General features: G+C 71.5%; 25 protein-coding genes. 7 read left to right on the top strand and 18 right to left on the bottom strand.

What is annotated here, in order from left to right:
* Positions 1 to 55: 55 nt before the first annotated feature.
* The 6 genes from QPJ90_RS08030 to QPJ90_RS08005 all read right to left on the bottom strand — a co-directional run bounded on the left by QPJ90_RS08030 (position 56) and on the right by QPJ90_RS08005 (position 2,666).
* Positions 56 to 619, bottom strand: a complete 564-nt coding sequence (locus QPJ90_RS08030) for a hypothetical protein (protein WP_290133898.1) — start codon at positions 617 to 619, stop codon at positions 56 to 58.
* Complete coding sequence (locus QPJ90_RS08025) at positions 616 to 1,191, bottom strand: DUF6286 domain-containing protein (protein WP_290133897.1); 576 nt, start codon at positions 1,189 to 1,191, stop codon at positions 616 to 618. The genes QPJ90_RS08030 and QPJ90_RS08025 overlap by 4 nt, the downstream gene beginning before the upstream one ends.
* 12 nt (positions 1,192 to 1,203) lie before the next feature.
* Positions 1,204 to 1,518, bottom strand: a complete 315-nt coding sequence (locus QPJ90_RS08020) for a hypothetical protein (RefSeq protein WP_290133896.1) — start codon at positions 1,516 to 1,518, stop codon at positions 1,204 to 1,206.
* Positions 1,515 to 1,706, bottom strand: coding sequence for a hypothetical protein (locus tag QPJ90_RS08015; protein ID WP_290133895.1), 192 nt, complete (start codon positions 1,704 to 1,706; stop codon positions 1,515 to 1,517). The genes QPJ90_RS08020 and QPJ90_RS08015 overlap by 4 nt, the downstream gene beginning before the upstream one ends.
* Entirely contained in the window at positions 1,699 to 2,142 is a 444-nt protein-coding gene (locus QPJ90_RS08010; protein WP_290133894.1) for an Asp23/Gls24 family envelope stress response protein, read from the bottom strand. Before QPJ90_RS08010 ends, QPJ90_RS08015 begins: the two co-directional genes overlap by 8 nt.
* Before the next feature lie 290 nt (positions 2,143 to 2,432).
* Positions 2,433 to 2,666, bottom strand: a complete 234-nt coding sequence (locus tag QPJ90_RS08005) for a hypothetical protein (RefSeq protein ID WP_290133893.1) — start codon at positions 2,664 to 2,666, stop codon at positions 2,433 to 2,435.
* 139 nt (positions 2,667 to 2,805) lie between these two features.
* On the opposite strand from QPJ90_RS08005, the gene QPJ90_RS08000 reads away from it, so the two are divergent.
* From QPJ90_RS08000 to QPJ90_RS07980, 5 genes are all read left to right on the top strand, one after another.
* Complete coding sequence (locus tag QPJ90_RS08000; protein WP_290133892.1) at positions 2,806 to 3,363, top strand: sigma-70 family RNA polymerase sigma factor; 558 nt, start codon at positions 2,806 to 2,808, stop codon at positions 3,361 to 3,363.
* Positions 3,360 to 3,959 carry a hypothetical protein gene (locus tag QPJ90_RS07995; protein WP_290133891.1) on the top strand — a complete coding sequence of 200 codons (600 nt, stop codon included), beginning with the start codon at positions 3,360 to 3,362 and terminating at the stop codon, positions 3,957 to 3,959. The genes QPJ90_RS08000 and QPJ90_RS07995 overlap by 4 nt, the downstream gene beginning before the upstream one ends.
* Before the next feature lie 10 nt (positions 3,960 to 3,969).
* Positions 3,970 to 4,320 (top strand): hypothetical protein, encoded by a 351-nt coding sequence (locus QPJ90_RS07990; RefSeq protein ID WP_290133890.1) that lies wholly within the window; start codon positions 3,970 to 3,972, stop codon positions 4,318 to 4,320.
* A 177-nt stretch (positions 4,321 to 4,497) separates the two neighbouring features.
* Entirely contained in the window at positions 4,498 to 5,010 is a 513-nt protein-coding gene (locus QPJ90_RS07985) for a sigma-70 family RNA polymerase sigma factor (protein ID WP_290133889.1), read from the top strand.
* Between the two features lie 9 nt (positions 5,011 to 5,019).
* Positions 5,020 to 5,550 (top strand): GNAT family N-acetyltransferase, encoded by a 531-nt coding sequence (locus QPJ90_RS07980; RefSeq protein ID WP_290133888.1) that lies wholly within the window; start codon positions 5,020 to 5,022, stop codon positions 5,548 to 5,550.
* A 73-nt stretch (positions 5,551 to 5,623) separates the two neighbouring features.
* Here QPJ90_RS07980 and QPJ90_RS07975 read toward each other — a convergent pair whose 3' ends face one another.
* From QPJ90_RS07975 to QPJ90_RS07955, 5 genes are read right to left on the bottom strand one after another with little or no spacing between them, the layout of a single operon-like run.
* Positions 5,624 to 6,847 (bottom strand): acyl-CoA dehydrogenase family protein, encoded by a 1,224-nt coding sequence (locus tag QPJ90_RS07975; protein ID WP_290133887.1) that lies wholly within the window; start codon positions 6,845 to 6,847, stop codon positions 5,624 to 5,626.
* Positions 6,844 to 8,622, bottom strand: a complete 1,779-nt coding sequence (locus QPJ90_RS07970) for an ABC transporter ATP-binding protein (RefSeq protein WP_290133886.1) — start codon at positions 8,620 to 8,622, stop codon at positions 6,844 to 6,846. The genes QPJ90_RS07975 and QPJ90_RS07970 overlap by 4 nt, the downstream gene beginning before the upstream one ends.
* Entirely contained in the window at positions 8,619 to 9,539 is a 921-nt protein-coding gene (locus tag QPJ90_RS07965; RefSeq protein WP_290133885.1) for an ABC transporter permease, read from the bottom strand. The genes QPJ90_RS07970 and QPJ90_RS07965 overlap by 4 nt, the downstream gene beginning before the upstream one ends.
* The gene (locus QPJ90_RS07960; RefSeq protein WP_290133884.1) at positions 9,536 to 10,483 is read right to left on the bottom strand and encodes an ABC transporter permease; all 948 of its coding nucleotides are present in this window, start codon (positions 10,481 to 10,483) and stop codon (positions 9,536 to 9,538) included. The genes QPJ90_RS07965 and QPJ90_RS07960 overlap by 4 nt, the downstream gene beginning before the upstream one ends.
* Complete coding sequence (locus tag QPJ90_RS07955; protein ID WP_290133883.1) at positions 10,480 to 12,147, bottom strand: ABC transporter substrate-binding protein; 1,668 nt, start codon at positions 12,145 to 12,147, stop codon at positions 10,480 to 10,482. Before QPJ90_RS07955 ends, QPJ90_RS07960 begins: the two co-directional genes overlap by 4 nt.
* A 193-nt stretch (positions 12,148 to 12,340) precedes the next feature.
* On the opposite strand from QPJ90_RS07955, the gene QPJ90_RS07950 reads away from it, so the two are divergent.
* Entirely contained in the window at positions 12,341 to 13,720 is a 1,380-nt protein-coding gene (locus QPJ90_RS07950; RefSeq protein ID WP_290133882.1) for an NtaA/DmoA family FMN-dependent monooxygenase, read from the top strand.
* A 65-nt stretch (positions 13,721 to 13,785) separates the two neighbouring features.
* Here the strand turns inward: QPJ90_RS07950 and QPJ90_RS07945 are convergent, their stop codons facing one another.
* From QPJ90_RS07945 to QPJ90_RS07915, 7 genes are all read right to left on the bottom strand, one after another.
* Positions 13,786 to 14,772: an amidohydrolase family protein gene (locus QPJ90_RS07945; protein WP_290133881.1), complete on the bottom strand. Its 987-nt coding sequence runs from the start codon at positions 14,770 to 14,772 to the stop codon at positions 13,786 to 13,788.
* Positions 14,773 to 14,794: 22 nt separating this feature from the next.
* Positions 14,795 to 16,186 (bottom strand): family 1 glycosylhydrolase, encoded by a 1,392-nt coding sequence (locus QPJ90_RS07940; protein WP_290133880.1) that lies wholly within the window; start codon positions 16,184 to 16,186, stop codon positions 14,795 to 14,797.
* Positions 16,183 to 17,103, bottom strand: coding sequence for a carbohydrate ABC transporter permease (locus QPJ90_RS07935; RefSeq protein WP_290133879.1), 921 nt, complete (start codon positions 17,101 to 17,103; stop codon positions 16,183 to 16,185). Before QPJ90_RS07935 ends, QPJ90_RS07940 begins: the two co-directional genes overlap by 4 nt.
* Positions 17,093 to 18,055, bottom strand: a complete 963-nt coding sequence (locus tag QPJ90_RS07930; RefSeq protein ID WP_290134191.1) for a sugar ABC transporter permease — start codon at positions 18,053 to 18,055, stop codon at positions 17,093 to 17,095. Before QPJ90_RS07930 ends, QPJ90_RS07935 begins: the two co-directional genes overlap by 11 nt.
* Positions 18,052 to 19,314 carry an ABC transporter substrate-binding protein gene (locus tag QPJ90_RS07925; RefSeq protein ID WP_290133878.1) on the bottom strand — a complete coding sequence of 421 codons (1,263 nt, stop codon included), beginning with the start codon at positions 19,312 to 19,314 and terminating at the stop codon, positions 18,052 to 18,054. The genes QPJ90_RS07930 and QPJ90_RS07925 overlap by 4 nt, the downstream gene beginning before the upstream one ends.
* Positions 19,315 to 19,402: 88 nt before the next feature.
* A complete protein-coding gene (locus QPJ90_RS07920; protein ID WP_290133877.1) occupies positions 19,403 to 20,470 on the bottom strand; it encodes a LacI family DNA-binding transcriptional regulator in 1,068 nt (355 codons plus the stop codon).
* 157 nt (positions 20,471 to 20,627) lie between these two features.
* Positions 20,628 to 22,514 (bottom strand): arabinofuranosidase catalytic domain-containing protein, encoded by a 1,887-nt coding sequence (locus QPJ90_RS07915; RefSeq protein WP_290133876.1) that lies wholly within the window; start codon positions 22,512 to 22,514, stop codon positions 20,628 to 20,630.
* Positions 22,515 to 22,656: 142 nt separating this feature from the next.
* Between QPJ90_RS07915 and QPJ90_RS07910 the strand changes: the two genes are divergently transcribed.
* The gene (locus tag QPJ90_RS07910; RefSeq protein WP_290133875.1) at positions 22,657 to 23,172 is read left to right on the top strand and encodes a GNAT family N-acetyltransferase; all 516 of its coding nucleotides are present in this window, start codon (positions 22,657 to 22,659) and stop codon (positions 23,170 to 23,172) included.
* The last annotated feature ends 15 nt before the right edge of the window (positions 23,173 to 23,187 follow it).

Genomic DNA, 23,187 nt, shown 5'->3' with positions numbered 1-23,187 from the left:
GCCGGGAGGCGGGGGTCGTCTCCCGGGGTCTGGTGTGGTGGGTGGGTGGTGCGGTCTACTGCACGCGGGTGGGTTTGGCCAGGGCGGCGCGGGTGCCGCCGGTGAGGTGGACCAGGATCGGGACCTGGCGGCCGAGGGTGCGGTCCAGCACGCCGATGGCGTGGTCGACGGCGTCGAGGACCGTCACCGCGTCGCCGCCGCGGCGCACGTTCACCCGGATCCGGGCGGCGCGCTGCCGCTTGACCAGGTACGTGTCGACCTTCGAGCCGACGACGTCGCGGACGCCGGCGAGTTCGTGGTCGATGACGTCCCGCACGAGCGCGACGTTGATGGTGACCTGGTCCTCACCGCTGCGTTCGCGGACGGCGACGCTGGTGCCGCCGCGGCCGCGGGTGAACACCCACAGCAGTGCCAGCACGATCACCACGACGCACGCCGCGGCGACGATCCACAGCGACGCCGCCGGCACGGTGAGGCTGGTGGGGAACGTGAGGTAGGGCTTGAGGGCGTCGCGGACGGCGGGCAGGACACCGGCGCCGATGGTGAGGCCGACGAGGACGGCGGCCAGGCCGAGGACCAGCAGGATGATGCGGTTCAGGGTGCGGTTGCTCTTGGTCATGCCAACGTTCCCCTCTCCTCCACACGGACCTTCACACGCTTGCCGAACCGGTCATCGAGACGACCGAGCCGTTCCTCGACCGCGGACCGGACCGAGGCCTCGTCGACGGGCACACCCGAGAGCGGGACCAGCCGGACCTCGGACGAACGTCCATGGGCCGAGGCCTTCGCGTTGCCCTCGGGGAGGCCTGCCGCGAGGGCCGCGGCGTTCGCGGCCGTCGAGGCGAGGATCGCGGTGTCGATCACCACGGCACCGCGCTCGTGCGCCACGGCCGACCGCGGCTGCCGGCCGGGCTTGAGGGCCAGGACGATCAGCACGATCCCGAGGACCACGAGGACGACCGCGACGACCTCGACGATCGTGGTGAACGCGGCGTCGGGCTTGAGTGCGGCGTCGACGACCGTCTGCGGGTCCGCCAACAGCGGCGCCGCGCCCACGGCTTTCAGGACCGACTCGGTGCCGATCCACGCCGCCACGAGGACGAGGACGATGAGGGACACCGACACGGCGCCGGAGCGGGAACGGTGGATGCTCCGCCGCTGGATGCGGCGCTCGAGCGAGGTGGTGCTCACGGGTTCCTCCTCCTACCGGACCCGGCCTTCGTGCTCGTGCACGATGCCGGTCAGTTCGATGTGGGCGCTGCCGACGCGTCGGCCGGACAGCTCGCCGAGCCGTTCACGGACACGTTCGGCGGCGGTGGCGGCCGATCCGACGACGTCGTCCTGCGTGCGGATCGGACCGGTGACCTGCAGTGCGAGGCCGCCCGCGTGGTCACCGAGCTCCACACGGACCCGCCGGGCGGGCGCGCCGAGCCGTTCGGCTGCGACGGCCCGCGCCAGCGAGGTCAGTGCACGAGCAGAGATCTCCACGCGGCCCGGGACACCCGGGCCGGCGGTCACCGGGAGCTCCGACGTCCGGTCAGCACGTCGGTCAGGGCGCCGCGGTCGATCTTGCCGGTCGTGAGCGCGGCCACGAGGGCCCCGATCGCACCGAACACGACCACGAGCACGAAGCCACCGAACCCGAACTGGAGTGCGACGACGGCGAGGATCGCCCCGATCAGGGCGCCTGCGAACGTGTTACTCAACGCGGGACTCCTTCTTCTCGTCGTCGTTGTCGTCGTCACCCGGGATGTAGACGTCCTGGACGGTCACGTTGACCTCGGCGACCTCCATGCCGACGATCTGGGTCAGCGCGCGGGAGACCGACGAACGCACACCGTCGGCGACCTGCTGCAGCGACACGGGGTACTCCGCGACGATGACGATGTCCGCGGCGACCTGCTTCTCACCGACCTCGACCTTGACGCCCTGACCGAAGTCGCGCTGGCCGATCGCGTCGCGGATCGCACCGATCGCACGGGCAGCGCCCTTGCCGAGCGAGTGCACGCCGTTGACCTCGCGGGCCGCGATGCCGGCGACCTTCTCGACCACGGTGTCGTCGATGACCGTCTTGCCCGAGGGGTTCGAGCCAGCGGCGTGGGTGCCTGCGGCGCGGGTGTTGGGGGTCGTGGTGTCAACCATGTCGATTCCTTCCGTTCGTCCCGCCGGGCGTTCCCAGCGGTTGCTGTTCACGGAGGAGACGGGGCACCCCAGACGGAAGTCACGCCGGGCTGAGATCCTCCACCGACTTCCCAGACAACGGCCGTTCCAGCACGTTCTTGTCCCCCGTTCTGCTTCCGCGGAGAGCGACCGTTCGGAAAGCGGCCGCACCGTGACACGGTGTGACCGGAAAGCGCGCATCCGCGGTGTACCCCGGTCGGGAACGCGCAGCGACGCTGCCCCGGTGGTAGAGAACCCGACGCCAGTAGCGGTCAGCGCCAGCGGAGTCGGCGTCCGGCCGCGGTGTCGTTCCACGAGGCGGTCAGCGCCTCGTCGCCGGTGGAGTGGGGTCCCGCGTGGCCGTCCTCCCGGCCGCAGCGCCACCGGTCGAAGACGCTCATGCAGAGGTCCCGGACGGGAGCCTGCGGATCGAGTGCGGCGGCGGTCGGCGCGGTGTCGTGGGTGGAGGTCGGCTCGGTGGCCTCGGATGTGGCGTCGTCGTGCATGTCCCCAGGAAGACGTCACCGCGGGGCCGGATGTCACGAAACCGTCGTCGTCGCTGCTTCCCGGGCACGTCGTCGTCCGGTGGTGCATGCTCGGAGTTCCGATCGACCGGTCGGGGCCACGACGGACCGGAAGGCGGGGATGAACGACGACGATCCCCTCCGACGCGGGTCCGACGCGACACTCGTCGCCCGGGCGGCCGACGGTGACGTGCTCGCGTTCGAGGTGCTCGCCCGACGGCACGGTGCCCTGATGCGCGTGTACGCCGAGCAGGTCCTCGGCTCGACCATCGAGTCGGACGACGTCGTGCAGGAGGCCTTCCTCACGGGGTGGCGCAAGCTGTCCGACCTCGAGGACCCCGCGCGCTTCCGGTCGTGGATGCTGCAGATCACCACGAGGAAGGCGCTCGACCGACTCCGGCGCCGACGGCACCACGACGAGCTCGGCGACGTCGAGGCCCCTTCCGACGCGGCACGCAGCCCGGAGCGTATCGTCGAGAACAGGCTGCAGTTCGACGCCCTGCTGACGGCGCTCGACCGGCTCCCGGCCGACCAACGCCGCTGCTGGCTCCTCCGCGAGACCGCCGGGTACAGCTACCAGCAGATCGCCGACGAACTCGAGCTGTCCACGTCCACCGTCCGCGGACTCCTCGCACGAGCACGACGGTTCCTCGCTGCCGAGATGGAGGGATGGCGATGACCGACCACGACCTCCCGAGGCCCGACGACGACCTCCCGCTCCCCGACGACGACCTCGACGGGCACACCATCGAGGAGCTCGCCGACTACCTCGACCACGACCGCGAACCCCGTGACCCGTCCATCGAGTCCTCGCCCGGGTGCCGGCTCGCCCTGGCGAACATGCAGCGCCTCCGCGAGCTGTCCTTCGGCGCGCTGCAACGCCGTGCCGAGGACGAAGCCGGCCGTGAGACCGCCTGGATCGACCGGCTGCTCGACACGATCCGCGCCGAGGTCCGGTCCGGACGGGACGTACCGATCGCGCACCCCGACCCGCGCCTGCGACTCGCGATGACCGAGGCCGCGGTGCGCGGGGTCGTGCGGCGTGCCGGCGACGCCCTCCGCGAGGTCGTGATGGGACGCTGCGAGCTCGACGGCGACGTGGACGTGCCGGGGGCGCCCGTGCGGGTCGCGGTGACCGCGGGACTCCTCTACGGCGCCTCCGCCGAGGCGACCGCCGACCGCCTCCGCGACGCCGTGGCCACCGCACTCGCCCGCCACACCGAACTCACGATCGAGTCGATCGACGTCCGCTTCGACGACGTCGTCCTGCCCTGAGGAGCCCACCGTGGACGATGCAGCGCTGTCGAGTGAACTCACCGCCGCGATCCGCGCGGTGCCCGGCGTGGTGGCGGTCTACCCGCCCCGACCGATCGTGCACGCCGCGGCCGAGGTCGTCGCCACCGCCCTCGCCCTCCGGGAGCCGGACGTGCTCGTGGACATCGACCGCCACGGCGCCACCGTGCGCATCGCCGCCGGCATCGCGGTCTCGGGCGACCGGCCCGCACCGGACACGGTCCGCGACGTCGGCGAACGCGTCCGCGACCTCGTCGACCAGCGGGTCGACGGCGGAGCCGACCTCGTCACGGTGACCATCCGCCTGGTCGAGGACGCGGTCACGCCCGGCGCGACCACCTGACGGCCGGGAGGCGCGTGGCGGCGCCGCCACGCGCCTCCCGGCCATCAACCTGGTCGGCGCCGCGGGAACCTGCCCGTTCTGCCCCGTCGACTGGGGTATCCGTCGAGCCTGCCCGCCGAGCACCTCTCTCCGAACGATCCTCACGCATCCACCCGAGGATCGGACCGCACCGTGCTCATGCCAGCCCCCGTCGCCGACCCGGCGACCTTCGCACCGATGGTGCGCCGCCACACCCGTCTCGTGCACGCCGCCGCGATGAGCGTCCTGCGCTCCCCCGCGGACGCCGACGACGTGGTGCAGGAGACCTTCCTCGCCGCGTGGACCCACCTCGACACGATCGACGACCCGACCGCGATCTGCGGATGGCTCGTGACGACCGCGCGCCGTCGGGCGTACGACCGGGTCCGGCGCGCTGCCCGACGACCGCTCGACGAACTCGACGACTCGGTGCCGGCACCCGACGACACCGCGCCGACCCACGTGTGCGAACGGTCGTCGCTCGTCGAAGCGGTCGGGGCTGTGCTCGCGTCGATGCCTGCCCTGCAGCGTCGGTGCTGGGAGCTCCGGCACCTCGACGGGCTGGCCTACGGCGAGGTCGCGGCAGTCCTCGGTCGGCCGGTGTCGACCGTCCGTGGGATGCTCGCTCGGGCACGGCGGACGCTCGAGCAGGAGCTGGCCGACTGGCGGTAGCGTCGACGCATGCCGTCGTACTCGATCCGCTCCACCCGCGAGGACGATTGGCCGCTCGTCCGTGCCCTCCGCATCGAGAACGCCACGGACAACGCGATCTCGTACGGAGCGACGCCGGACGCCACCCGTGCGATGACCGAGGACGACTGGCGGATGCGCGCCCGTCGGGGCACCGCGCCCGACGCCACGAGCCTCGCCGCGACGGAACTCCGAACCGGGCGGTGGATCGGGATGATGAGCGCGCAGACCGGGGACGCCGACGGCCCCGAGCCCGTGCTCACCGGGGTGTACGTCACCCCCGGGTTCCGCGGCCGGACGCACGGCGTGGCCGACGCGCTCCTCGACGGCGTCCTCGCATGGGCCTCCGGACGCGCGTCGGTGCTCCGGCTGTACGTGTACGAGCACGCAGAACCCGCAGGCCGCTTCTACGACCGTCGGGGGTTCCGACCCACCGGGCGGACTCGGGACCTGCACGTCCTCGGGGCGGACGTGCGACCGGAGGACGGTCGCACGATCGAGATGGCCCTGCCGCTCGGTTGACGGACCGCGCGGACGTTCGGTACGCGGCACCTGCCCGACCTCGTGCCGGGCCGACGCGTGCGCCTGAGCGGTTTCAGGCCTCGCCGGTGGCCCAGAAGTACTGGAGTTCCGCGCCGTTCACGAGGTGGTCGCCGATGATGCGCTGTTGGAACACGAGCGGGTTGTGCGAGGACAGTGTCCGGGCGTTCCGCCAGTGCCGGTCCAGGGCCCGGTCGCGGTCGGTGGCGCTCGCTCCCCCGACCTCGAACAGCGCGGTCGTCGCGCGGAGCACGAGTTCGACGACGTTCTGCTGCACCTGGATCGTCCGGAGCTCGGCGGCGGCCACCCGCTCGGCCGCGTCCGCCGTCCCGTCGACCAGCGCCTCGTGCGCCTCGTCGATCGCCCGCGCCGCGTGCAGGACGAGCGCCTCGGCGGCGACCGCGTCCGAGGCGATCCGCCCGACCACGCCCTGGACGAGCGGGTCGGTCGCGGCGGTCGGACCGGCGCCGTGCTGGTAGTGCCGCGTCCGCCCCCGCACGAAGGCGACGGCGTCGCGTGCGGTGGCCCGGCCGACCCCCGCGAGCGACGCGAGGAGCACGGTCTGCAGGAACGCGGGCAGTGGCGTCCGTCGATCGTCCCGCTCGGCCCGGAGCTGCCACAGCTCGACGGGCACGCCGTCGAACCGGGTGGTGCCGCTGCCGGTGAGCCGCTGCCCGAACGCGTTCCAGTCGTCGCGGACGTGCACGCCAGAGGCGTCCACCGGGACCGTGACCCCGACGACGTGGCCGTCCGGTGTCTCCGCGGTCACGGTGGTCCAGTCGGCGAAGAGCGTCCCCGTCGAGTAGTGCTTCTCCCCGTGCAGCCGCCAGCCGTCACCGTTCGGCACGAGGTGCGTGGACAACCGCCCGACCGCGGCGCTGCTCCGCTCGTGGCTCGCGTTGCCGAAGACGTCTCCGGCGGCGATCCGGTCGAACCAGTGCGCACGCCGGACGACGCTCGGGTCGAGCAGGAGCTCCTCGACGAACGAGAAGTGGGCGCGGAGCAGCTGGGGCAGGTTCGAGTCCGCCTCGCCGAGTCGGACGAGCAGCGCGAAGAGGTCGCTCGGGGCCGCACCGGAGCCGCCCGCCTCGACGGGCAGCGTGACCGTGGTGAAGCCGGAGTCGGCCAGCCACCGCACCGGTTCGTGCGGCAGCGTCCTGGTGCGTTCGCGCTCGACGGCACCAGCGGCGATGCGGTCGAGGACGGGTGCGAACCGTTCGAGCAGCTCGGACAGGGTCGGGCGGGCCCGGACGGGTGTCGTGGTCGTGGTCGTGGTCATCGTTCCTCCTGGTGGTGACGACGGGTGCGTGCCCCGGGGACGGCGTCGAGCAGCCCGCGGGTGTACGGGTCCCGTGGCGACGAGAACACCTGCTCCGCCGTGCCGGTCTCGACCACGCGCCCGTGCCGGAGCACGAGCACCCGGTCGCTGACGTGGTGGATGACGCCGAGGTCGTGCGAGATGAAGAGGACGGCGACCCCGTACGCCTGCTGCACATCGGCGAGCAGGTCGAGCACCTGCGCCTGCACGGACACGTCGAGCGCGCTCACGGCCTCGTCGAGGACGAGCACGTCGGGGTCGGTCGCGAGTGCGCGGGCGATCGCGACGCGCTGGCGCTGCCCGCCGGACAGCGTGCGCGGGTGCCGAGCGCCGAGGGACGGGTCGAGCCCGACGCCGCACAGCAACGCCTCGACCCGACCGGTCGCGACGGTGCCGGTCGCCGCACGCAGTGCCGACTCGACGAGCTGTCGCACGGACTTCCGCGGGTCGAACGAGCTGAGCGGGTCCTGCGACACGGTCGCGATCCTCGGTCGGTGCGGGCGCCGCTCGCGCTCGCGGAGCTCGGACCACGCCCGTCCCTCGAACAGCACGCGCCCGCTCGTGGGCTCGGTCAGCGCGAGAGCGATCGCGGCGGTCGTCGACTTGCCCGAACCGGACTCCCCGACGATGCCGAGCGTCTCCCCCGCGTGCAGTTCGAACGACACGTCGTCGACGACGGTGCGGTCGACACGGTCGGGCCCGCGGTAGGTCTTCGAGACGTGCTCGACCGACAGGACCGGTGTGCCCGGTGCGACGGCGGGTCGGTCCGCACGGGGCGGCCGGGGTGCGAGCGGGGCGACCGGGGCATCCGAGAGCCGGGCGCCCGGTGCGTGCAGCGAGGGGATCGCCGCGAGCAACCGCTTCGTGTAGGGGTGCTGCGGGTCGCCGAGGACCTGTTCCGTCGGGCCCTGCTCGACGACCACGCCGTGCTGCATCACGAGGACCTCGTCGGCGAGCTGCTCGACGACGCCGAGGTCGTGGCTGATGACGAGCAGACCGGTCCCGCCTGACCGGAGTTCGTCGAGGAGGTCGAGGATCTGCGCCTGCACGGTGGTGTCGAGCGCGGTGGTCGGTTCGTCGGCGATGAGGAGCGCCGGGTCGAGCGCGACCGCGGCGGCGATGAGCGCACGCTGCCGCAACCCGCCGGAGAGCTCGGCGGGCAGCTGTCGCGCACGCAACGCCGGCTCGGGTACCCGCACCCGGGTCAGCAGCTCGAGCACGCGCTCCTCGCGCGCGGCCCGGGGACGGACCCCGTGCTCGCGGAGCGCGTCGGCGACCGAGGCCCCGACCCGACGCAGCGGGTCGAGCGACACGAGGGCGTCCTGCAGCACGTACCCGACCTCCGCACCGCGGATGCGGCGCCAGGCCCGGTCGTCGAGGTCGGTGAGGTCACGCCCGCCGAGCGCCAGGGTCGACGCTCGCACGCGGGCTCCTGTGCCGTTCAGTCCGAGGAGGCTCCGCGCGGTCACGCTCTTGCCGGACCCGGACTCACCGACCAGGGCGAGGCTGCGACCGCGCTCGAGCGAGAACGAGACGTCACGGACGACCGTCCGGTCGCCGAAGGCGACCGACAGCCCGGCGACCTCGACCAGGGGCGAGCCGAGGGTGGAGCCGAGCGACGCGTCGTGGAGCGGACCGTGCGCCGCACCGGACGCAACGGACGCAACGGGTGGGGCCGCGACGGGCGGGGAGACGACGGTGGGACCGCCGGGGGTGGGGCCGACAGGACCGGTCATCGCGCGCCTCCAGGCTGGGTCAGGGTCTGCACCGCTCGGCCGACGGCCGTCAGCGAGAGGGCGAGGAGGACGATCACCACGCCCGGGAAGAAGTCGAGCCACCAGGCCTGCTGCAGGTAGTTGCGGCCGGCGTTGAGCATCGCGCCCCACTCCGGAGCCGGTGGCTGCACGCCCATCCCGAGGAAGCCGAGCGCCGAGGCCCAGACGATCGCCTGCCCGATGCCGAGCGTGACGAGCACGGTGAGGGGGCGGAAAGCGTTCGGGAGCAGGGTGTGGAACAGCACGTGCGCCCCCGAGTGCCCGAGCGCCCGCTCGGCCTGCACGTACGGTGCACCGCGGACCGCGAGGACCTGGCCCCGGACCATCCGGGCGTAGCCGGGGATCGTTGCGATGCCGACGGCGAGGATCTGCGTCCCCGCGCTCGACCCGAACACGGCGATGAGGATGAGCGCGAGCAGGATGCCCGGGAACGCGTAGAGCACCTCGATCACGCGCGTGACGACGGCGTCGACGGCACGGCCGCCGAGCGCGCCGAGGACCCCGAGCACGAGCGCCCCGGCGAGCCCGAGCGCGGTCGCTCCGACACCGATGGAGACCGACTGGCCGGCGCCGTGCACGACCCGGGAGTACACGTCGCGGCCGGACTGGTCCGTCCCGAAGACGTGCGCGGCGCTCGGGGCGTCGAAGCTCGCACCGAGGTCGATCGCGAGCGGGTCCTGCGGCGCGAGCAGCGACGGCCAGACGGCCGCCAGTGCGACGAGCCCGATGAACGCGGCCGCCAGCCAGAAGGAGACCCTGCGGATCGGACTGGAGGCACGGCGCGCCTCGCGGACGTCGGCTCCGGCCGGTCCGGTGGCGGGCTCCGTGACGACGGGCCCTGCTGGCGCAGGTGGTGCGGTGACGGTCGTGGTGCTCATGCTGCGGCTCCGATCGAGCGGCGGAGGCGGGGGTCCACCGCGACGTAGGCGATGTCGGTGAGGACGTTCGCGACGACGTACACGAGTGCGACGACGAACGTGATGCCGATGACGAGCGGCAGGTCCTGCGCGCTCACGGCGGTGACGAGGACCTGTCCGATGCCCTGGCGGGCGAAGACGACCTCGGCGATGACGGCTCCGGACACGAGGGAGCCGAGGCCCCAGCCGGAGAGGGTGATGCCCGGCAGCGCGGCGTGCCGGAGGACGAAGCGGGACCGGACGGCCCCCTCCGACAGTCCGCGTGACCGGGCCGAGAGCACGAACGGTTCCTGCTGCTTCTCCTCGAACTCGTCGCGGGTGACCTGGCCGAGGAAGCCGGCGAGCGGGATCGCGAGGGTCAGCGCCGGCAGGACGATGCCGAGCGGACCGGAGCCGATCACCGGGAACCAGTGCAGCTGCACCGCGAACACGAGCAGCAGCACGAGTCCGAGCCAGAACTGGGGCAGTCCGGCGGCGACGGTCTCGACGACCGAGCCGATCCGCCCCCACACCCCGGAGCGCCCCGCGGTGAGCAGGGTCGAGGCGATCGACAGCACCCAGGCGAGCACGAGTGCGGCGACGGTCAGCGCGAGCGTCGGTCCGATCTGCCCGGCGATGACGCTCGTCACCGACTGCTTCAGCGTGTAGGACTCGCCGAAGTCGAGTCGGAGGAGGCCGGCGAGGAAGTCGCCGTACTGCACGAGGAGCGGACGGTCGAAGCCGTACTGCGCGGTGACCGCGGCGACCGCCTCCTTCGTGGGGTGGGCGGCCGCGCCGCCGAGGATCGCCACCGCGGGGTCGCCGGGGACGGCGTGCTCGAGGAAGAACACGATCGTGCCCACGGCGAGCAGCAGCAGCACGGCCTCGGCGATGCGCCGGGCGATGCGGACTGGCCAGCCGGTCATCGCTTGCCTCCGTCGGTGAGGTAGGCGTCGGCGAGGACGGGTTCGCCCTCGCTGGGTTCGATCCAGACCCCGCGGACGCGGTCGGATATGCCGAGTCGGGTCTGGATCGGGTAGAGCGGCAGCGTCCACGCCTTCGACGACAGCAGTGCCTGCGCCTTCGAGTAGGCCCGCTGCTGCGCGGCCGGGTCGGTCGTCGCGGTCCCGGCGATGAGCAGCCGGTCGAGCTCGTCGTCGTACGCGAACGCGGAGTTCTGCCCGTTGTCGACGTCGTAGGTCGCCTTCGAGTACTTGATGTACATGACGTGCGGCGTCGGGCTGTTCCAGTAGTTCCCGAGCAGGTCGTACGCCTTCGGGTTGCCCCAGACCGCGTTCATGCTCGACGAGTCGAGGGCCTGTAGCACGACCTTGATGCCGACGCGCTTCTCCATCGCCTGGATGTCCTGCAGGATCGTCAGGTCGGCGGGCGGGGTCTCGGCCGAATCGGCGTTGTACGGCAGCTCGACCGTGAGTGTCTCGCCGTCCTTCGTGCGGTACCCGTCGGTGTCGCGACCGGTCCAGCCCGACTCGGCGAGGAGCCGCTCGGCCTCGGTCGGGTCGTACGGGAACGGCTCGTGGTACGCCGCGTCGTAGTGCGGCGTGCCGGAGCTGACGTTGTTGCCCTCGTAGGGGAAGACGCCGTTGTACGCGCTCTCCACCGCTTCCTTCGCGTCCGACGCGTGCACGAACGCCTTCCGGACGCGGATGTCGCTGAACACCGGGCTCTTCGTGTTGAGGTCGAGGCTGAACGGCGAGCCGGAGTGCACGAACGACTGCAGCGAGATCGACGGGTCGGCCTTCGCGAGCCCCTCGCTCTCGGGCGGGACGTTGAAGATGACGTCGGCCTCGCCGGAGCTCAGCGCGCCGTACCGGGTCGTGTTGTCCTTCAGGAACTTCCACGTGATGCCGTCGAGGTACGCCGGGCCCTGGTGCTCCGCGTCCTCCGGTGCGCTGTTGTACTCGTCGTTGCGCACGAGCTCGACGTCCCGCTCGTGGTTCCACCGCACGACCTCGAACGGGCCGGTCCCGACCGGGGACTCGCAGTTCGCCGCGAGCCCCCGCGCCATGGCCTTCGGCGACTCCATCCCGAAGAACGCCTGCGACAGCGCGGCGAGCAGCGGCGAGTACGGCCGCTGCAGCGAGATCCGCACGACGTGGTCGCTGACGACGGTGGCCTTGTCGAAGTACCCGGTCAGGTAGAGCAGGTCGGTGCTCGACTGCGTCGCGGGGTCGAGGATCTGGGTGAAGTTGTCCACCACCGCCTGCGCGTCGAACGGGGTGCCGTCGGTGAACCGGACGCCCTGCTTCAGCGTGAAGTCGTACTGCTTCCCGTCGGGCGAGATGTCCCACGAGGTCGCGAGCCACGGCTTGACGCTGCCGTCGCGTTGCAGGGACACGAGCGAGTCGAGGTACTGGCGGGCGATGTAGGTCTGCGGCATGTCACCCGAGTTGTGCGGGTCGAGACAGGTGGGCTCGCGGTCGGTGGCGTACACGAGGGTGCCGCCGCGGACCGGCCCGTCGGACCGCGACGACGCCGACGACGCGCCGCTGCACCCGGCGAGCAGCACGACCAGGGCGACGGTCGAGAGGGCCGCCGCGACGGTCCGCAGTGAGTGGGAGCGGGTCATGACAGGGGACGCTAGGGCCGGCTCCGCGGCGAGCGCGACCGCTCGGCAACACCGGGCAACGCACCGTCTCCCGACGTCACGGAGGGGCCGACACGTGTCGTCGTGCGACGTCCGCAGGTGCCTTCCGCGACCTCCGTCGCAACCTGGGGTCACGCAGGGCTGGTCCTGGTCGGACACTGCCTAGCCTCGGACCATGCCCAAGCGACTCCTGCTCAACGTGTTCGAGATGAACTGCGTGGGACACATCACGCACGGCCTGTGGCGACTGCCCGGCAACCAACGCCACCGCTACACGGACATCCGGTACTGGACGGAGCTCGCACGCACCGCGGAGGCCGGGCAGTTCGACGCAGTCTTCATCGCCGACGTGCTCGGCGCCTACGACGTGTACCAGGGGTCCACGGCGCCGGCGCTGCGCGAGGGACTCCAGATCCCGAACAACGACCCGATGCTCGTCGTCCCGGCGATGGCCGCGGTCACCGAGCACCTCGGCTTCGGGATCACGTTCTCGACCAGCTACGAGCCGCCGTTCGCGTTCGCCCGCCGCATGTCGACGCTCGACCACCTGACGAACGGCCGGGTCGGGTGGAACGTGGTGACGAGCTACCTCCCGAACGCCGCACGGAACTTCGGGCTCGCCGAGGAGATCCCGCACGACACCCGGTACGAGATCGCCGACGAGTACCTCGACGTCCTCTACCAGCTGTGGGAGGGGTCGTGGGAGGACGACGCGGTCCTGCGCGACGCCGAGCACGGGGTGTACACGGACCCGGACAAGGTGCACTCGATCGACCACGTCGGGACGCACTTCAGCGTCGCCGGACCGCACCTGTCTGAGCCGTCGACCCAGCGCACGCCGACCCTGTTCCTCGCGACGGGCTCGCCAGCCGGGATCCAGCGCGCCGGCGCCCACGCAGAGGTCGTCTTCACGGGCGGACACGGTGTCCAGCGCACCGCCGACGCCGTCCGGGACGCCGCGGAGGCCGCCGGACGCGAGCGCGGTGACGTCAAGTTCGTCACCCAGGCCGCGGTCATCACGGCCCCGACCCAGCGCGAGGTCGAGGACAAGGTGGCGCAGTACCGGGCGTTCCGGAGCGAGGAGGGGCCGCTCGTCCACGGCAGCGTGCCCTTCGACGCCCTGCGGCACCCGCGGAACCGTACCGTTCGCGATGCGCTCGAGGCCGAGGGGGTCGAGGGCGGCGAGCGGCTCGTGGGGCGGATCGCGCTCGACAGCACCGTCGGCGAGCTGCTCGACCGGGTGGACGAGGCCTGGCACGGTGCGTTCTGGGCGGCCGGCGTGCCCGAGGCGGTGGCGGACCAGATCGGGGGGTGGCTCGACGACGACGGGATCGACGGCATCAACCTCCGGCAGTACCACTCGTTCGACACCGTCCGGGACTTCGGGACGTACGTCACCCCGCTGCTCCGGGAGCGCGGACGGCTGCCCGAGCGGTACACCGACGGCGAGACCCTGCGGCAGCGTGTGCAGGGCGGCGGGTCCTCCCGGCTGCCCGAACGGCACCCGGCCGCGCGCCACCGGGTCTCCCGCGCGGGCGCGTCGGTCGGCGGCTGAGCGGCATGACCGACCTCGCGGCGGACGGGCCACGGCCGGACCGCGGCTGAGGGACCGCGGCTCCGTCAGTCGGTGATCCCGAACAGTCGACGGGCGTTGCCGGACGCGAAGGCCGCCCGGTCCCCCGGGTCCACGAACTCCGCGAGGAACCGGTCGATGTCCGCGGCGCTCGGCCGCTGGAACGGGTGGTCGGTCGAGAACAACAGACGATCCGGGCTCGTCACACTCAGTGCGTGCCGGAGCATCGCCGGGTCGAGCATGCCCGACGCCGTGATCCAGACGTTCTCGCGCAGGTACTCCGTGATCGAGCGCTCCGTCCCCGCGGCGCGAGCCAACCCGTCCGCCCGGTCGTGCCAGAAGAGCAGCAGCTCGCCCCAGTGTCCGAGCACCAGCTGGAGCGCCGGGTGCCGGTCGAGCACACCGCGGGCCATGAGCCGGAGCGCAGCCGTCCCCGCCTCGAGGTGCCAGCCCCACGCGAAGGTCGCCATCGCGAGGTCGGGCAGGTCGCCGAGGCCCGAGTAGGACACATCCCGGACGGTGCGCGGCGGGATCTGCGGGTGGATGAACACCGGCTGACCGAGGCGCTCGGCGACCGTCCAGAGCTCGTCGTACCGCGGGTCGTCGATGAGCACGTCACCGGTCCGCCCGTGCAGCATCACCCCGACCAGGCCGAGGCCCGCGGCACGCTCGAGTTCGACGGCGGCTGCGCGCGGATCGGCGAGCGGCAGGGTGGCGAAGGCGCGGAACCGACCCGGTGACGCCGCGACGGTGGCCGCGACCTGGTCGTTCGCATCCCGGCTCAGCACGACGGCATCAGCGGCGTCGAGGCCCTGCGCCCCGGGCGGGGCGAGCGACAGGACCTGCACGTCGACCCCCTGCGCGTCCATCGCCGCGAGTCGCCCGCCGCCGGTGTCGGCGAGCTGCTGCGCGACGTCGCCGTGGTCGTTGAGGAGCAGGCTGTCGTCGCGCCGGTCCGGCGGCAGCGCACGCTGCGCGCGGTCGGTCCCCTCGTGGATCCAGTGCTCCTCGATGCCGATCAGTCCGTCGCGCACCGCGATCTCCGCTCGTTCGTGTTCAGGTCCCTCGAGCATCCTCGGTCCGTGCGCCGTCCGTCCCGGCAGGGCCGACGACGGACGATGCCGCCGCCACGGCGCCGGTGGCCCACTCGCGGAAGCGCTCGGCAGCCGGGGTCCGGACGCGATGGAGCACCCCGCCCTCGTCCTCCTCGAGTCGGACGAGCCCCATCCGGCGCAGGTACGGGGTCTTCCGGTCGCTCGCGGCGCGGTCGACCACGACGGCGTCGGGCAGCTCGAACTCCTCGACGTTCCGCCCTCCGGCGGCGTACGACCAGTCCACGAAGTCGAACAGCGGCCACCACGTGAAGCCGCGGACGTCGGTCCCGGACGCTGCGAGCACCCGAACGGTGTCGGCGGCGTCGCGGACCCAGGCGGACCGGAGCTCGTCGGTGCCCTCGATCGAGGTCTCGGTGACGAGCATCGGCAGTCCGTACCGCTCGGCGAACCGGCCGAGCGCGTCGGCGAGCCCGTCGGTCCAGCGGTCGTGCGTGTGCTGGACCGTGCCGCCGGTGCCCGCGACGAGACGCCGAGGGGTGAGGTCGGGGTAGTAGTTCACGCCGAGGAGGTCCACCGCCACGGCACCGTCGACGAGGTCGCGCAGCCCGGACTCGGTCGCGCCGTGCTCGAGCAGCCAGCCGTGCGCCGGGTGTCCGGGGACGACGCGGCCGAGCACGAGGTCGGTCGGGACGGTGCCGACCAGTTCGAGCAGTCCCGCTTCGGCCGTCGTCTCCGGATCGCCGTCGCCGGACTCGACGAGGGTGCTCGCCTCGACGTGCACGACCACCGCGTGGGGGTTCGCCGCACGCACGGCGCGGACGCTCCGCTGGATGCCCGTGGCGATCGCGAGGACCACGCACGTCCATCCCGACCACCCGGACAGCCCCGGCGGCCAGACGCCGCGGAGCCCCGCGAACGACGCGGTCGTGATCGGCTCGTTGAGCGGGGTGACGTGGTCGACGACCCCCGCGTACCGATCGGCGAACGCACCGGCGAACTCCGCGATCGCGTCCGGGTACCGCGGGTCCGCGAAGGAGTCGTCGAGCCAGGTCGGTGTGCCGTAGTGGACGAGGTCGGCGATGACGGTGACACCGCCGTCGGCCGCACGGGGAAGTCGCTCGTCGAGGACGGACCAGTCGAACCGGCCGGGGCCGAGGTGCACCTTCGGCCAGTCGACCCCGTACCGCAGGGCGGTCGCGCCGAGGTCGCGCACCGTGTCGAGGTCGCCGCGCCAGGCCTCGTCGTGCCCGGTGAGCACGTGTTCGTCGAGCGGCGCCATCGCGAAGCGGGCCGGTGGGTAGACGCACGTGTCCTCGATGCCGAGGGCCCAGGTGAACGTCCCGGGCGCGAACGCTTCCCCCGGCCGCTCGACGCCCGACGTGCCGCGCGTCACTTCAACCCCGAGGTGGCGACGCCCGCGACGAAGTACTTCTGCGCGAAGAAGAACCCGAGCGCGATGGGCAGGAGGGAGATCACGGCCCCGGCGAGCAGCACCGCGTGGTCCGTGACGTGCGCACCACCGAACAGCGTGAGCCCGGCGGGCAGCGTCAGCATGTCGTTCGAGGTGCTCACGACGAGCGGCCAGAGCAGGTCGTTCCACAGCGCCATCCCGTTGAGCACGGCCACGGTCGCGATCGCCGGCTTCGCCAGCGGCAGGATCACCTGCCAGTAGATGCGCCAGTGCCCGGCGCCGTCGATGCGCGCCGCCTCGTCGAGCTCCGGCGGGATGTCGATGAAGAACTGCCGGAACAGGAAGATCCCGAACGCACTCGTCGCCCTGGGGATGATGAGCCCCTGGTACGTGTTGAGCCACCCGAGGTGGAACAGCTCGACGAACACCGGGATGAGGGTCACCTGGAACGGCACCATGAGCGTCGCGATGACGAGCACGAACGCGACGTTCCGCCCGACGAACCGCATCCGGGCGAGCGCGTAGGCGCACATCGAGTCGAACAGCAGCGTCAGCACGGTGGTCACGACCGTGAACACGAGTGAGTTGAGCAGCAGCCGCAGGAACGGCAACTGCTGCCACACGCCCTCGTAGCCGTGCAGCGTGATGCTCGTCGGGAACAACGATGCAGGGTGTCCGAAGAGGTCTGCCTCGGACCGGAAGCTCCCGCTCACCATCCAGACGAAGGGGACGAGCGCGAACACGAGTCCGATCCCGAGGTACACCCACTTCAGGACGGAGCCGGTGACGACGAGGCTGCTCCGGCGACCGTGTCGCCCCGGTCGGTGGCCGGCAGACGGCCGGGAGGCACGGGTCGGCTCCGCCACGAGCGGTCGCCGGGTCGCGGTGTCAGTCGACATCGTCGTACCGGAAGAGTCGGAGCTGCAGGAGCGAGATGAGCATGATGATGACGAAGAGGACCCAGGAGATGGCGGAGGCGTAACCGGTCTGGTAGTTCACGAAGCCGTCCCGGTAGAGCAGGTTGACGAGGGAGTCCGTCGCGAACACGGGGCCACCGCCGGTCATGACGTAGACGAGGTCGAACACCTGGAACGACTGGATCGTCAGGATCATCGACGTGAACAGGAGCGTCGGGCGGATGCTCGGCAGGGTGATCCGCCAGACGGTCTGCCAGCGGTTCGCGCCGTCGAGCTCGGCGGCCTCGTACCGCTCCCCCGGCACGCCCTTGAGGCCGGCGATGAAGAGGATCATCGCGAAGCCGATGCTCTTCCAGACCGACACGAAGATGACCGTCGGCAGCGCGAGCGAGGTCGACTGCAACCAGGCGACGCTCGGCAGGCCGAACACTGCGGTCAGCCCGCCGACGAGGCCGATGTCCGGGTCGAGGAGGAACTTCCAGACGAGGCCGATCGTCACGAGCGACACGATCGTCGGGAAGAAGAACACCGAGCGGACGACCCGGTTGAGGAGGGTGTCCCGCTGCAGGAGCAGTGCGGCGACGAAGCCGAGCACCACGAGCAGCAGGACGGACACCACCGTGTACTCGAGCGTCACCCGCAGGGCGTTCCAGAACTGCGGGTCGCGGGCGAGCTGGACGTAGTTCCCGAACCCGACGAACTGCTGCGAGACGGCACCCACCGTCCAGTCGAAGAACGAGTAGTACAGCGAGCGCAGGATCGGGAAGAGGACGAACACGCCGAGGATGAGCAGCGACGGGGCCATGAACAGCCAGGCCGGCTGGAAGCGGCGCGCTCGGCGGCGGGCGGGGCGTGCCTCCCGGCGGGCCGCGGAGGCGGGGGCCCCGTCACGCGTGCTGCGTGACGGGGCCGGCCCGGTGAGCTGCTCGGTCACTTGCTGCAACCGGTCAGACCGTCGATCGTCTGCGCGGCTTCCTTCGTCGCGTCGGCGACGGAGGTGCCGCGGGTGATCTTGCCGATCATCGGGACGTAGGCGTCGGAGTCGACCTTGGTGGCGTTCGTCACGTGCGGCAGGTAGAGACGGGAGTCGGGCACCTGGCTGGCGAACACCGAGACGGTGGCGTCGGCCTTGAGGTCCGCGTCGTCGGAGAGGTCGGTGCGGAGCGGCGGGAAGCCGGTCTGCAGCGAGAACTTCTGCTGCGCGGTCTTCGACGTCCAGTAGGCGAGGAACTCCTGGGCCTGCGTCGGGTACTTCGTCTTCGCGGAGATCGACAGCGGAGCGATCGAGCCGAGGGTCGTCGACGTGCCGTCCACACCGACCGGGACCTTCACGATGCCGAGGTCGATGCCCGCCGACTTGTACCCGGGTGCGGCCCACGGTCCGTTGATCTCCATGGCGGCCTTGCCGGCGGAGAACAGCGAGTCGGCCTCGGCGCCGGTCAGACCGACCGGGCTGACCTTGTCCTTCGCGACGAGGTCGCCCCAGGTCTCCAGACCCTGCTGCGAGGCCTTCGTCTGGACGGCGCTGCACCCCTTGCTCGTGACGATGTCCCCGCCCTCGAGCCACTGGAGCACCGGCCACATCTGGATGGTCTGGTTGTCGGCGAGCGCGATGCCGTACTTGCCACCGGTCGTCAGCTTCTTCGCGTCGGCAGCCATCTCCTGCACGGTCGTCGGTGGGTTCGCGATGCCGGCGTCGGAGAAGAGCTTCTTGTTGTAGTACAGGCTCAGCGTCGCGAAGTTGGCCGGGACGCCGTAGAGCTTGCCGTCGTAGGTGAACTCCTCCACCGTGCCGGGTGCGAACTCCGAGGTGTTGATCTTGCCGTCGCCGCTGCCGGTCATCGTGATCGGCAGCACCGAGTTCGTCTTCACGTACTGTGCGACGGCGTTCGGGTCGCTCGACACCGCGGCCACGTCGGGGCCCTGGCCGGTGAGCCACGCCGAGGGGAGCTTCTGCTGGATCGTGTCCCACGGCTGCACGGTCATGTCGACCTTGATCTTCGGGTGGGACTTCTCGAAGTCCTTGACGATCGTGGCGTAGCCGGGACGGTCACCGCCGGTGAACCCGGTCCAGACCTTCAGGGTGACGGGGCCGCCACTGCTCGCCGCGCCGCCGGCGGAGCAGCCGGTGAGGACGAGGGCGAGGGCGGCGGCCCCGGAGACGACCGCGAGGGTCGTGCGTGTGTGCTTCATCGTTGTAACGCTCCTTTGCGTCGCAGTGGTGCGCGGGTCGGTGTTCGGTGTCGGACGGTGCGCTGTGGTGGATGGGTCGGAGAGGAGTTCAGGGGGCGGCGAGGCCCGCGTCGTCGTCGCAGCCGCACGATCCACGGAGGACGACCTCGACCGGCAGCTCGGTGTGCTGGTCGGTGTCGGTGTCGTTGCCCCGCGTCCCGTCGACGAGGCCGAAGAGCCGCTCGGTCGCGATCCGGCCCATCTCCTCGGCGGGGACGCGGACGGTCGTGATCCCCGGGGTCGTCACGCGGGCGAGGCCGAAGTCGTCGAACCCGACGACCGAGACGTCCTCGGGCACGCGAACCCCGGCGCGGCGCAAGACCCGCAGACCCCCGACGGCCATGTCGTCGTTCGCGAAGACGATGCCGTCCGGCAGCTCGTCCTCGTCACGGGATCCGGCGAGCAGCTGCTCGACGGCGGCGGCGCCCGAGGCTTCGGAGAGGTCCCCCTCGATGACGGACACGTCGGTGAGGCCGTGCCGATCCGCTGCACGGCGGAACCCCTCCCGGCGGTCGAGCCCGGTCTGGTGGTCGAGCGTGCCGGTCACGTGGAGGAGTCGACGCCGCCCGTGGACGGAGACGAGGTGGTCGACGAGCCGCTCGGTCGCCGCGACGTCGTCGATCCCGACCGAGACGGCGCGGGCCAGGTGCGGGTAGTTGCCGATGAGGACCACCGGCAGCCCGCTCGCGACGAGGGCCTGGACGTGGTCGTCGTCGATCGCGGCACTCGTGACGATGGCGCCGTCGGCGGTGCGGGACCGCATGACCCGCTCGTAGGCGACCCCGCCGGTGGAGGTGTCGGCGTTCGTCGAGACGATCACCTGCGCGTCGTGGGCGTTCGCCGCGGTCGACATCCCGGTGAGGACGTGCATGAAGTACAGGTGGCCGAAGACGTGCGTCGACGAGTTCGGGACGATGAGGGCGACGGCGTCGGCGCGCTGGCTGCGGAGCGCACGGCCGGCGGAGCTGGGGACGTAGCCGAGCTCGTCGGCCGCCTGCTTGACCGCGGCCCGGGTCTTCTCGCTGATGCGCTCGTGGCCGGACAGTGCCATGCTCGCAGCCGCGGAGGTCACGCCGACCTTGGCGGCCACGTCCTTGAGGGTCACGGACTTCGGCACGGGCGCCTCCCTGCCTCGCTTTATCGATTAACTGGGATCATCATGCACCTGCTTGATCGATTCAGCAAGGGTTTCGTCGAAACCGGGGTCCAGACCGACGGGAGGCCCGTGGCGGTGTCGCCACGGGCCTCCCGTCCGTCCTGTCGAGCGTCCCCGATCAGTTGAACCGGAACACCTGCGGCGCCTGCCCGTTGCAGTCGTAGAGCTGCAGCGGGGTCTGGTTCGCGGTGTTGCCGGACGGCACGTCGAGGCACCGTCCGGACTGCGGGTTGAGCACCGAGCCGTTCGCCTGGGGCACCCACTGCTGCCCGCCGACACCGTTGCAGGTGTACAGCTCCAGGTGTGTGCCGTTCGCCGTCGCGTTGCCGTCGAGGTCGAGGCAGCGGCCGAGCGTGCGGATGGTGTGGTCGGTCGCGTTGTAGGCCCACTGCTGGTCGGACGTCTGCTCGTCGGTCAGCAGGGTCTGACAGTCGTACACCTGCACCTGCTGCCCGTTCTGCTGCAGGTCGTTCCCCGCGACGTCCACGCACTTGTCACCGATCGTGCGGATCGGCACCGAGGCCACGAACTTCTGCGCCTGGTTCCCGTTGCAGTCGTAGAGCTGCAGCGGCGTGCCGTTCGCCGTGTTGCCGGACGGGTCGTCCAGGCAGCGACCGGACTGCGGGTTCTTGATCGACCCGTCGGGTTGCACGATCCACTGCTGACCGCCCACACCGTTGCAGTCGTACAGCTCGAGGTGCGTGCCGTTCGCTGTCCCGTTGCCGTCGGCGTCGAGGCATCGCCCGAGCGTGCTCAGCGTGTGGGCGCCGTACACGTTCCCGAGCCAGTGCTGGTCGGCGGCCAGAGCCTGGCAGTCCCAGAGCTGCACGACCGCGGTGTTCCCGCCGGTGTCGTCGCCGGACACGTCGACGCACTTGCCGCCCGGGCCGGTGATGAAGGACCCCGGTCCCCCGCCGGTGGACACGCCCTGGTAGTTCTGCGCGACGACGTTCGCCTGCACCGCACTGTCCGCGGCGTCAGAGGAGTACCCGGACGTCATGACGCCCTCGAAGAACGACTGCGTGCCGCGGTTCGAGTTGTCCCCGCCGGCACCGAGCACGATCGAGCCCTCGAGCTTCATCGGCGTGTAGCCCTGGCCGTCACCGTCCTTGTCGGTCGGCAGCGGTCCCTCGTACCACTTCGTCAGCGAACCACCCTGCGCGTCGCCGCCCTTGAGTGCGAAGTTCGCGACGCCGTCGTTCTTGAGCAGCGCCGTGACGAACTTCGTGCTGTTGCCGGTGTTCGCGGTGTTGATCGCCGTCCTGCCCTCGTAGACGCCGTTCTCCAGGTCGGCCTGCACCCACGGGCCGCGACCGGCACTGCCCGTGCCGTTGAGCATCGAGAGGTTGAGGGCGTCCATGTGCCCCTTGCCGGTGTCCTTCTCCTGGGTCTCGACGTTGCCGAAGTCCGAACAGCACCCGTGGTTCACGTTCGTGCCGCTGGCGACCTCGTACATCGACTCGGGGCTCGCACCACGTGCCGTCCCCTTCGCGAGCGTGCTCGAGATCCGGTACGCGACCTGCTGCGGCATGAAGATGCCGTACGCCTTGTGGCCGGCCACCGTGATCGGCAGCGCGGTGGCGTTCGCGGGGTTGTTCGCCGGACCCGCATCGCCCGCCGGGGCCACGGTGAGGTCGTTGTGGTTCGACGACTGGTCGTAGATCTTCGGGATGGTGCACGTCGTGCCGGAGCAGAACGAGTCCTGTGCCGCAGCGTTCGCGTACCCACCCGCGGCGAGGAGTCCGATGTTCGTGGTCGCCCCGTCCGAGGCGCGCTGCACCTGGTAGAGCGGCCCGTTGTACGAGGAGTACAGCGCCCGGGTGGAGCTGTACGCGGCGACACACGAGGTGCCGGCGCTGGCGTAGGTGTCGCACGGTCCGGCGGTCGCGGCAGCAGCGCTGCCGGTCCCTGCCGAGACGGCGAACAGGCTCCCCGTGACGAGAGCGAGAGCCCCGAGGAGGGCGGCGACGGTGCGCCGTGACCTCGAGGTCGACCCGATGTACATGGATGCTGTCCTTCCGAGCGTCGTTGCTGGGGATGGCGGTCGATCGTCGGGTTCGCGGCGAATGACACTGCTTAATCGATTAACCACCATCAAGGCTACGCCGGTTCCGGACGGCAGGCAACCGGTGCAGCACACTGGGCCGGTGGATGCAGCACGGACGGAGCGACTCCGGCTCCGCCCCTGGACGGTCGCCGACGCGGTGTTCCAGCGCCGACTCTGGGAGGAGCGCGACCCCCGGGTCCCTGCACACCGACGCATCTCCGCCGACGGCCGTCCAACCGTCGTCGAGCTGGAGGACCGACTCCGGGCGTACGAGCACGCGCCGGCTCCCGGCCTGCTCGTCGTCGAGGAGCTCGGCACCGCGAGGCCGCTCGGGTACTGCGGCCTCGTGCCCAACAGTGTCGGCGTCCCTGACGAACCCGAGCTGGCGTACGAGTTCCTCCGCGAGCACTGGGGGCGGGGCTACGCGACCGAGGCGGCGCGTGCGGTCGTCGACTGCGCGACATCGATCGGGTACGGGCATCTCGCGTCGACGGTCCGGGAGTGGAACACCGCGTCACTGCGCCTGCTCGACAGGCTCGGCTTCGTCGACACCGGCGAGCGCGAGGTCGACCCGGTGCACGGCGACTCGATCCTGCTGCGATCGCGGCTGCGCTGATCGAGCGCTCGGTCG

This window comes from Curtobacterium sp. 458, from assembly GCF_030406605.1.
Classification (GTDB): Bacteria; Actinomycetota; Actinomycetes; order Actinomycetales; family Microbacteriaceae; genus Curtobacterium.
The sequence above is the reverse complement of the archived record's forward strand: the minus strand, read 5'-3'. Positions and strand labels throughout refer to the sequence as shown.